This window comes from Leptolyngbya sp. BC1307, from assembly GCF_002286735.1.
Classification (GTDB): domain Bacteria; phylum Cyanobacteriota; class Cyanobacteriia; order Phormidesmidales; family Phormidesmidaceae; genus Phormidesmis.
In genome coordinates this window covers 1-904 of record NZ_NRTA01000170.1, presented here as the reverse complement: position 1 = coordinate 904, position 904 = coordinate 1, and the positions used below count along the sequence as shown (strand labels likewise).

The window sequence follows — 904 nt, the reverse complement described above, 5'->3', positions numbered from 1 at the left end:
CGAGGCTTTGATGCCATCTTTGCACAGACCTTCGAGGACAATGCGCCCTTAAACGCGGTGCTCAAGCAGTTTACCAACCACAAGGCAGAACTCCTGCGCGTCCTGGAGATGCCAGCGCTGCCTTTGCATACCAATGCCGCTGAATCTGATATTCGCGAGATGGTCACTCGTCGTAAGATTAGTGGCACCACTCGCCATGACTTGGGCAGGCAGGCGCGTGACACCTTTGTCGGCCTCAAAAAAACCTGTCGCAAGCTGGGCTTTTCGTTCTGGCAATATTTGACCTCCAGGCTCAAACACGATGACACTGTTCCCTTGTTGCCTGATGTCATTAGACAAAGAGCGGCTCAGGCAACGGCTCAGGCCCTGCCTGCTGAGTCGGCTTGTTTTGTTGCAAGCTAAAACAAGCTTGCCTTCTACCAGCGGTTATTGAGCTATTGCGTTTTTCTTCCGAATGACGGCCTCTATTGCTGAGCTAGAGCGCGACATCATTCGCGAACGTACCCTGGCAGGTCTAGCGGCGGCCAAGGCGAGAGGTCGAAAAGGTGGTTGGAAGAAGATCATCACAAGGGGACAGGAGCTAGAAGCAAAGCGCCTGGCTGATGAGGGTAAGCTAAGCAGCACAGACATTTGCAAGCGGGTCGGCATCAGCCGTGCCAGCTACTATCGGTTAGTTGTCTGAAGACACTTCTGGCACAGCAAACAACAGGTTTTTGATGTACAACTTCTCAGTGACAGAAGAAGGCCGAGGCGAGATTCAAATAGATAACTTTCGAGAGCAGTTCTCTGTTGACTTCGGTTTCTGGACTAAAGACGAATATGAGACGCATTGGCAACAAGCCTCAAGATCTTTGGAAGCTGGTCAAAGCGTGTCTTTCATTCAGTCTATGCACGATCCTAAGTC

3 protein-coding genes are annotated in these 904 nt (G+C 51.3%); all 3 read left to right on the top strand.

Translation table 11 applies throughout. From position 1 onward, the window contains the following. Positions 1-402: transposase (locus CKL79_RS22610; RefSeq protein WP_240518737.1), on the top strand; the 402-nt coding region annotated here is incomplete at its 5' end. Positions 403-454: 52 nt separating this feature from the next. Next, positions 455-682, top strand: a complete 228-nt coding sequence (locus CKL79_RS22605) for a recombinase family protein (RefSeq protein ID WP_121971732.1) — start codon at positions 455-457, stop codon at positions 680-682. Between the two features lie 34 nt (positions 683-716). Beyond that, the coding region (locus tag CKL79_RS23385) for a hypothetical protein (protein WP_170944178.1) at positions 717-904 on the top strand (188 nt) is incomplete at its 3' end.

Coding starts and splice junctions, on each gene's coding strand:
- CKL79_RS22605 (WP_121971732.1), top strand. CDS start 455: ATGACGGCCTCTATTGCTGAGCTAGAGCGCGACATCATTCGCGAACGT.